This is a genomic window from Roseisalinus antarcticus (assembly GCF_900172355.1).
GTDB lineage: Bacteria > Pseudomonadota > Alphaproteobacteria > Rhodobacterales > Rhodobacteraceae > Oceanicola > Oceanicola antarcticus_A.
On sequence record NZ_FWFZ01000041.1, the window covers coordinates 19219 to 27682 of the forward strand.

An 8464-nucleotide genomic window follows, 5' to 3' on the forward strand; every position below is an offset into this window, starting at 1 on the left:
CAATATCTTGAGGTAACGTCCCATCGCCATGGAAGGTATGTCCGAACGCGAGTATTCCGCCCATTCAGGCCTGTCGCGCGGGGCAATCCAGAAGGCGCGCAAGGCCGGTCGGCTGGTGGTTTATAGCGATGGCTCGATCAACGCCGCCGCGTCGGACGTGCGCCGGGCCGACATGACCGATCCTGACCAGCAGCGGCGCAGCACCGGCGGCGATGCCAGCTTCTCGGGCCCCGCGGACAGCGCGTCCTACCTGAAAGCCCGCACCGCGCTGACCGTCTATCAGGCACAGGAGCGCCAGCTGGCAATCCAGAAGAAGAAGGGCGTTCTGGTTGATCGGGCGCGCGCCGAGACGCTGGTGTTTCGCCTTGCCCGGCAGGAACGGGACGTCTGGGTCACATGGCCCAGCCGGGTGGCGGCACTGATGGCGGCCGAAGTTGCCGCCGGGGTGGAAAGGCAATCCGGTGGACCGGTGATGATCGAGGCCGCGATCCTGCAGAGGGTGCTGGAAACCCATGTCAGAGCGCAACTCGACGCCCTCGCCGATCTACGGGTCAGCCTCGGTCAGTGACAACACGGCAAGCGACGACCTGACGGCAGACCTCGATCTCGCCTTTGACGGCGCCGAGGATATGCTTCGGGCCTGGCGTCGCGGGATGCGGCCTGATCCGGACCTCACCGTGTCGGAATGGGCGGATCATCACCGCAAACTGTCCTCGCGGGCCTCGGCCGAACCGGGGCAATACCGCACCACGCGCACGCCTTACTTGCGCGAAATAATGGATGCGCTGTCGCCGCGGCACCCGGCGCAGCGTATCAGCTTCATGAAGGCCGCGCAGGTTGGCGCGACCGAGGCGGGCAACAACTGGGTCGGCTTCGTCATCCACCATGCGCCGGGCCCGATGCTGGCGGTGCTGCCGACGGTGGAAATGGCGAAACGGACCTCGCGCGGGCGGATCGACCCGCTGATCGAGGACAGTCCGGCCCTGAAGGAACGGGTGCAGCCTGCCCGGTCGCGCGATGCTGGTAACTCGATGCTTTCCAAGGAATTCCCCGGCGGCATTCTGGTGCTGACCGGGGCGAATTCGGCGACTGGCCTGCGGTCGATGCCTGCGCGGTATATCTTCCTCGACGAGGTCGACGCCTATCCGGCCTCGGCCGACGAGGAAGGTGACCCCGTCACGCTGGCCGAGGCGCGAACCACGACCTTCTCGCACCGGCGTAAGGTGTTCATGGTCTCGACCCCGACGATCCGCGGCATCAGCCGGATCGAGCGAGAGTTCGAGGCATCGGACCAGCGCCGGTATTTCGTGCCCTGCCCGCATTGCGGGGCGATGCAATGGCTCCAATTTGAACGCCTGCGCTGGGATAAAGGTCGGCCCGACACGGCAGCCTATCATTGCGAGGGCTGCGAACGCCCCATCGCCGAGCATCACAAGACGCAGATGCTGGAAAAGGGCGAATGGCGGTCAACTGCGGTGTCCGCCGATCCACACTCCATCGGCTTCCACATCTCCGCGCTCTATTCGCCCTTGGGGTGGAAAAGCTGGCAGCAGATTGCGCGGGACTGGCTGGCGGCGCAGGGCTCGGAAGAGATGCTGCGCACGGCGCGCAACACCCTGCTGGGCGAGACATGGGTCGAGTCTGGCGATGCGCCGGAATGGCAGCGGCTGGCAGAGCGGCGCGAAAGTTATACGGGCGCGCAGATCCCGGTTGGCGGTCTGTTCCTGACGGCTGGCGTCGATGTGCAGAAGGACCGGATCGAGATCGATGTCTGGGCCTGGGGGCGCGGCCTGGAAAGCTGGCTCGTCGATCACATTGTCATTGCCGGTGGCCCCGACGATCCAGCCTGCTGGGACAAGCTGACGGCTCTGCTAAGTCGGACATGGGTCTGCGCCAATGGCGCTGTCATGGTGATCGGCAAGCTGGCCATCGACACTGGCTATGAGTCTGCAGCCGTTTACGCATGGGCGCGGGCTCAGGGGTTCGATCAGGTCGCGCCGGTCAAGGGGCTGGAAGGCTTTAACCGGGCGACGCCGGTGTCGGGGCCGACCTTCGTCGACGCCACCATCGGCGGCAAACGTCTGCGCCGCGGTGCCCGGCTCTGGTCCGTGGCCACGGCGACGTTCAAGACCGAGACGTATCGCTACCTGCGGCTTGAACGGCCCTCGGATGAAGACCGTTCGCTGGGCGTCTGCGACGCCCCCGGCACGGTGCATCTGCCCGACTGGATCGACACCGAATGGCTCAAGCAGCTGGTGGCAGAACAGCTGGTCACGGTGCGCAACAAGCGCGGTTATGCCCATCCCGAATGGCAAAAGATGCGTGAGAGGAACGAGGCGCTGGACTGCCGGGTCTATGCCCGCGCGGCCGCGTGGATCATGGGCGCGGATCGCTGGGACGAGGCCACCTGGCGGCGGCTTGAAGAACAGGCCGGGGTGGAAACCCGCCCAACACCTCAGCAGGCGGCATCGACCGAACAGACAGCACCCGCCCCACCCAAGGCGGGAGCACCAACAACGCCGCGGCGCAAACGCCGGGCTTACACACCGAACTTCATGAGGGACTGAGATGGATCTGGATAGGATGCGCGCGCTTCTGGCGGCACTGCAGGAGGCGCGCTACGCGGGCGTCCGCTCGGTCAGCTACGACGGCAAGACCATCACCTATGGCTCAGATGCGGAGCTGGCGAACGCGATCAGTGATCTGGAAACGCGGATCGTTACCGCCACCTCCGGCACTCCGCGTCGCAGACGCTGGGGTACCGTGGCCTCGAAAGGCCTCTGATCCATGGCTTTCGAGGCTTTCCGGCAGCGCATCGGCTCGATCATCGGTGGCTTTGACGCGGCCCAAGCCCATCGCCGTCTACGCGGATTCCGCGCATCCCGCGCCCATGTGAACACGCTGATCGCGGCCTCGGGCGACACCATCACCGCCCGGGCCCGCTGGCTGGTTCGTAATAATGGCTATGCCGCCAATGCCGTGGAATCCTTCGCCAGCAATGTTGTCGGCGATGGCATCAAGCCCTCGTCCACCATTGCCGATGCCGCAAAGAAGGAAGAGCTGCAGGCGCTGTGGCTGGCCTGGACCGATGATGCCGATGCCGAGGGTCTGACGGATTTCTACGGTCTGCAGCGCCGGGCGGCGCGCGAGGTGTTCCTGTCGGGCGAGGTCTTCATCCGCATCCGCCCGCGCAGGGCCGAAGACGGTCTGACCGTACCGCTGCAGCTGCAGATGCTGCCCGCCGAGATGCTGCCGCTCGATATGAACCGCGCGCTGCCCGGCGCTGGGCTGATCCGGCAGGGCATCGAGTTTGATGGCATCGGTCGCCGCGTCGCGTATCACTTCCTGCGCCGCCACCCGGGCGATTTGACCGACCCGGGTCTTGCGGGCGACACTGTCCGCGACCCCGCGGCCGACGTTATCCATGTCCTCGACCCGGTCGAGGCGGGCCAGTTGCGTGGCGTGTCGCGGTTTGCTGCTGCTATCGTAAAGCTGTTCACGCTGGACCTCTATGACGACGCCGAGCTGGAGCGGAAGAAAATCGCGGCAATGTTCGCGATGTTCATCACCTCGCCCGCCCCGGAAACCCCGCTGGAACCGACCGAAGAGGATCTGGAGGTGGAACCGGGCCAGGTGGTGCGGCTCGATCCCGGCGAAGATGTGTCCACACCGGCGACGCCAGACTCAGGCGGCACCTATGAACCGTTCCAGTACCGGACCCTGCTGCAAATTGCGGCGGCGCTGGGCATTCCCTATGGCTATCTGACCGGCGACACGGCGAAGGGCAATTTCTCGAACACGCGGATTTCCCTGATCGAATACCGCCGCCGCATTTCAGCCTGGCAGCATGGGGTGCTGGTGTTTCAGCTTTGCCGCGCGGTCTGGGTCCGCTGGATGGACACCGCTGTGCTGTCAGGCGCACTGGACCTGCCGGGCTATGACAGCCAGCGGCGGCAATATCAGGCCTGCGCATGGTTGCCGACCAAATGGGACTGGATCGATCCGATGAAGGACGCCTCGGCCGAGATCCTGCAGATCGAAGCAGGCCTGAAATCCCGCACCCAAGCTTTGTCGGAACGCGGCTACGACGCCGAACAGGTGGATCAGGAAATCGCCGCTGAGCGCAAACGCGAGCTGTCGCTGGGCCTCGACTTCCGACGTCCGGGATCGCCCGCGCAGGGGCCGGGCCAAGGTGGGGCGAAAGACTCGGATCAGGACAGCGACCGGGACGACGAGGCGGACGACAGCGCCGATGAAAAACCCGACCCCAAGGAGGACGCTTGATGCATCACGCACAAATCGCCCAGCGCGCCTTCAACACCCCGCTGATGGTCGACCCGGCCAAGGCGCTGGCATTCCTGTCGGGTTTAGGGCCGCGGATCACCGGGCAGGAAATCACCTTCCAGGGTCTGGACGGGGACATTCCCGATTTGGCCGCAGCCGCTCTTCCTGCCCGCGCCTCGCTGTTTGGGAACGATCTCGCCCAGCGCCATCAGCGCAATGGAAGCCAGCCCTACGCGGTGGTCGACGGCATCGCGGTGATCGAAATCGCCGGAACGCTGGTGCATCGCGGGGCGTGGATCGGGCAATCCTCGGGCCTCACTTCTTATGAGGGCATTGCTGCTCAGATCGACGCAGCAATCGAGGATCCTGCGGTGCTCGGCATCGCGCTGGACATCGACAGCTTCGGTGGCGAGGTCGCGGGGGCCTTCGATCTGGCGGATCGCATCCGCGCTGCCCGGGCGCAGAAACCCATCCATGCATTCGTGGCGGAACATGCTCTGTCGGCTGGCTATGTCCTCGCCAGCCAGGCTGACCGGATCATTCTGCCCCGCACCGGCGCTGTCGGCAGCATCGGTGTGGTGGCGCTGCACACGGATATGAGTGGGGCGCTGGACCAGAAAGGCATCGCCGTCACGCTGATCCACGTCGGATCGCACAAGATCGACGCCAACCCCTATCAGCCCCTGCCCGAGGCGGTGCACGACCAGATGCAGCGTGAGCTGGAAGTGGTGCGATTCCTCTTCGCCGAAACCGTTGCCGCAGGTCGCGGGGACCGGCTGTCTCATGCGGCAGCGCTGGCTACCGAGGCGGCCGTGTTACGCGGGGCCGATGCCATCGCGGCAGGTCTGGCTGACGACCTTGCCGATCCCGTCACCGCCTTCCGCACCTTCGCCGCCGCACCCCTCGGCTCCAATCCCAACAATAGAAAGGGTCTAAAGATGACCACCACGCCCACCGACAATCCCAACCCGGCCGCAACTGCCATTCCGCCCGATGAAGCCACCGCCCCGACCACAGCCGAACCGTCGGTCGCTGCCGCCGCGCCTACGACGGACGCTCCGGCACCTGCTGCGCCGACACCAGAAGCGGCAGCCATGACCGCCGAAGCCATTCGTGCTGAGGCCGCCGAAGTGGCGAAGGTCTGTGCGCAGGCGGCCCGGCTCGGTGTGACCATCGATGCGGCCGATGCCGTCACGCGTGGCATCAAACCCGAGGCTCTGCGCGCTCGCGTGCTGGCCGATCTTGCTGCCCGCGGCGATGCGGCTGGCATCGTCGCCACCGCCCCGGCAGCGGCCGCCGCGAAAGACAGCCCGATCATCGCGGCCGCGAAGAAAACCGCGACCGACGCCAATCGCTGAGCCAGCGCCCCAACCCTCAGCATATGGAGACTGACCAATGCCCGTCCTGACGGAACAGCCCAGCATGGGCGATGTCCTCAAATATGAGGTCAACCCGAACTACACCCGCGAGGTCATCACCCTGCTGCATGGCATGCCATACCCGGTCGGCTCGGTCCTGGGGCGCATCACCGCCAGCGGCAAATACAAGCTGGCGACCGCGACCGGCTCTGATGGTGCGCAGACCGCCAGCGCCGTTCTGCTCTACGCAGTTGATGCCACGCTGGCGGACGCTACCGGCATTGTCGTGGTCCGTGGCCCCTCGATCGTCTCGCGCGCAGGCCTCGCCTACGACGGATCCGTCGATGACGGCACCAAGATCACCGCCAAGATCGCCCAACTTGCTGCCGTCGGCATCATCGCCCGCGACGGCGTCTGACGCCCTTTCCCCCTTCATCCCCCGGAGCACCCTATGACCCTTGTCCGCAATCCCTTTGACGCTGGCGGCTATTCGCTGGCCGAGATGACGCAGGCCATCAACATCCTGCCCAACCTCTACACCCGCCTCGGCCAGATCGGTCTCTTCCGTTTCGAGGGCGTCAGCCAGCGGTCGGTGATCATCGAGCAATACGAGGGGGTGCTGAACCTGCTGCCGTCGGTGCCGCTGGGTGGCCCCGCAACGGTCGGCACCCGCGAGGGCCGGTCGATGCGGTCCTTCGCCCTGCCGTGGATCCCGCATGACGATGTGATCCTGCCCGGCGACATTCAGGGTCAACCCGCGCTGGGCGTCTTCGATGGCGCCGACCCGCTGGTCGAGGTGATGAACCGCAAGCTGCAGCTGATGCGCCGCAAGCACGCCCAGACCCGGGAATACATGGAGATGAATGCGCTCCGCGGCATCGTGAAGGATGGCGCTGGCACGACCCTCTATAACTACTTCACCGAGTTTGGGTTGGCGCAAATCTCCGTGGATTTCCTGCTGGGCACCGCTGGCACCAACGTTCAGGGCAAAGTCCGCGAGGTCTTGCGCGCCATCGAAGACAATCTGCTGGGCGAAAGCATGTCGGACGTGCATGCCCTCGTCAGCCGGGAATTCTTCGACAAGCTGATCGCGCATCCCAAGACCGAGGAGGCCTATAAGTTCTATGCCGCTACCGGCGCGCAACCCTTGCGCCAAGATGTGCGCCGCAACTTCCCCTTTGCGGGCGTCGTGTTCGAGGAATACGCGGGCACCGTCACGCTTTCGACCAAGACGACCGAACGGCTGATCCCTGCCAGCGAGGGCATCGCCTTCCCGCTGGGCACGATGGACACTTTCACGACCTATGGCGGCCCGGCGAACCTCTTGGAGGCGGCCAACACCATGGGCCTGCCGCTCTACGCGCGCCAGCACCTCGATGAAAAGGGTCGCTGGATCGATCTGATGACGGAAGCTTCGATCCTGCCGGTCAATAAGCGGCCACGCATCGCGATCCGCCTGCATACTTCGAACTGACGGACGCTTGCCGTGACTGTCTTCGCTGCTGCCATGGATCGCATCTATGCCAACCCGTCCATGGCGGTGGTGGCACTTTGGATCTCCGCCACCACATCGGAGGAACGCCCGATCCGCGTTATCCGCCGCGCCCCGGATCGCATCACCGAATTTGGCGCAGCCTGCTTTGTCAGCGACACGACGATGGTGGACGTGCGCGTGCACGACCTGCCAGACCCCCGCCCCGGCGATCTGATCGTGATCGGCGCGGATAGCTTCACGATTCAGGGGGAGCCGCTGCGTGATCGCGAGCGCCTGATCTGGTCTTTGGAGCTGCGTCCATCATGAAGCTGAAGATCGCATTCGATCCCGACATCGTCGCTCTGATGCAGGCAGAAATCGCAGCCGGGGAAAAGGCTGTGTCCGCTGCCATGCGCGAGGCTGGTGGCGGTTTGAAGTCGGCCTGGCGGGCGCAGATCACCGGCGCGGGACTCGGAACCCGCCTCGGCAACAGCATCCGGCTCGCCAGTTTTCCGAAATCCGGCGACAGCCTGAACGCGGCGGCCCTGGTCTGGTCCAAAGCGCCGATGATCATCAACGCGCATGACACCGGGCCGCTGATCCGCTCGAAGAATGGCTTCTGGCTGGCGATCCCGCTGCCCGCTGCAGGCAAATCCCTCCGGGGTGGCCGGATCACCCCTGGCGAATGGGAGCGGCGACGCGGGTTGCGCCTGCGGTTTGTCTATCGTCGAACGGGACCGAGCTTGCTTGTGGCCGAGGGACGGCTGAACACCAAGGGCCAGGCGGTGGTGTCAAGCTCCAAGACGGGGCGCGGCAAGGTTACCGCGCCGATATTCCTGCTGGTACCGCAGGTGAAGTTGCCGAAGCGGTTGGATCTAAACCGCGACGCCGAGCGGGCGTTTGACAGCGTGCCGGGGCTAATCGTGGCGAAATGGGTGGAGGGGAGGCTGTGATCAATGTTGCCGCTGATGGGCGTTCGAAGATATTGCCATAAAAGAGGCGAACGGCTTGCTGCGGACCTTCGTCGACGGCTTAGCGAACAGTGGCAGTGAGCCCTAGGCTCAGGACCCATTAAACGGGTTGAGGCTGCGCGGTCTGCGTGATTCATCGTCCCCGAACCAAAGGGGGCATGATGAGCAATCTGTATTGGCTGAGCGAGGCTCAGATGGCGCGGCTGAGGCCCTATTTTCCGAAGAGCCATGGCGTGCCACGCGTTGATGACCGGCGTGTCCTGAGCGGCATTATATTCATCAATCGCAACGGTTTGCGCTGGCGTGACGCGCCGCGGGAGTATGGGCCGCACAAGACCCTCTACAACCGATGGAAAAGGTGGAGCGATATGGGCGTG

General features: G+C 65.0%; 10 protein-coding genes. All 10 read left to right on the forward strand.

The annotated features are described in order from the left end of the window. Nucleotides 1-28 precede the first annotated feature (28 nt). Complete coding sequence (locus ROA7023_RS20480; protein WP_085880860.1) at nucleotides 29-568, forward strand: hypothetical protein; 540 nt, start codon at nucleotides 29-31, stop codon at nucleotides 566-568. Then, nucleotides 513-2567, forward strand: a complete 2055-nt coding sequence (locus ROA7023_RS20485; protein WP_143535686.1) for a phage terminase large subunit family protein — start codon at nucleotides 513-515, stop codon at nucleotides 2565-2567. Before ROA7023_RS20480 ends, ROA7023_RS20485 begins: the two co-directional genes overlap by 56 nt. 1 nt (nucleotide 2568) lies before the next feature. Next, the gene (locus ROA7023_RS20490) at nucleotides 2569-2784 is read left to right on the forward strand and encodes a phage head-tail joining protein (protein ID WP_085880861.1); all 216 of its coding nucleotides are present in this window, start codon (nucleotides 2569-2571) and stop codon (nucleotides 2782-2784) included. Between the two features lie 3 nt (nucleotides 2785-2787). Beyond that, on the forward strand, nucleotides 2788-4284 hold the full coding sequence (locus tag ROA7023_RS20495; protein WP_085880862.1) for a phage portal protein: 1497 nt from the start codon (nucleotides 2788-2790) through the stop codon (nucleotides 4282-4284). After that, entirely contained in the window at nucleotides 4284-5642 is a 1359-nt protein-coding gene (locus ROA7023_RS20500; RefSeq protein ID WP_085880863.1) for a S49 family peptidase, read from the forward strand. The genes ROA7023_RS20495 and ROA7023_RS20500 overlap by 1 nt, the downstream gene beginning before the upstream one ends. A 37-nt stretch (nucleotides 5643-5679) precedes the next feature. Then, a complete protein-coding gene (locus tag ROA7023_RS20505) occupies nucleotides 5680-6060 on the forward strand; it encodes a head decoration protein (protein WP_085880864.1) in 381 nt (126 codons plus the stop codon). A gap of 33 nt (nucleotides 6061-6093) precedes the next feature. Continuing rightward, the gene (locus ROA7023_RS20510; RefSeq protein ID WP_085880865.1) at nucleotides 6094-7116 is read left to right on the forward strand and encodes a major capsid protein; all 1023 of its coding nucleotides are present in this window, start codon (nucleotides 6094-6096) and stop codon (nucleotides 7114-7116) included. Between the two features lie 12 nt (nucleotides 7117-7128). After that, complete coding sequence (locus tag ROA7023_RS20515) at nucleotides 7129-7443, forward strand: head-tail joining protein (RefSeq protein WP_085880866.1); 315 nt, start codon at nucleotides 7129-7131, stop codon at nucleotides 7441-7443. Then, nucleotides 7440-8069: a DUF6441 family protein gene (locus tag ROA7023_RS20520; protein ID WP_085880867.1), complete on the forward strand. Its 630-nt coding sequence runs from the start codon at nucleotides 7440-7442 to the stop codon at nucleotides 8067-8069. The genes ROA7023_RS20515 and ROA7023_RS20520 overlap by 4 nt, the downstream gene beginning before the upstream one ends. A 179-nt stretch (nucleotides 8070-8248) precedes the next feature. After that, on the forward strand, nucleotides 8249-8464 hold a 216-nt coding region (locus ROA7023_RS20525), incomplete at its 3' end, for a transposase (RefSeq protein ID WP_143535687.1).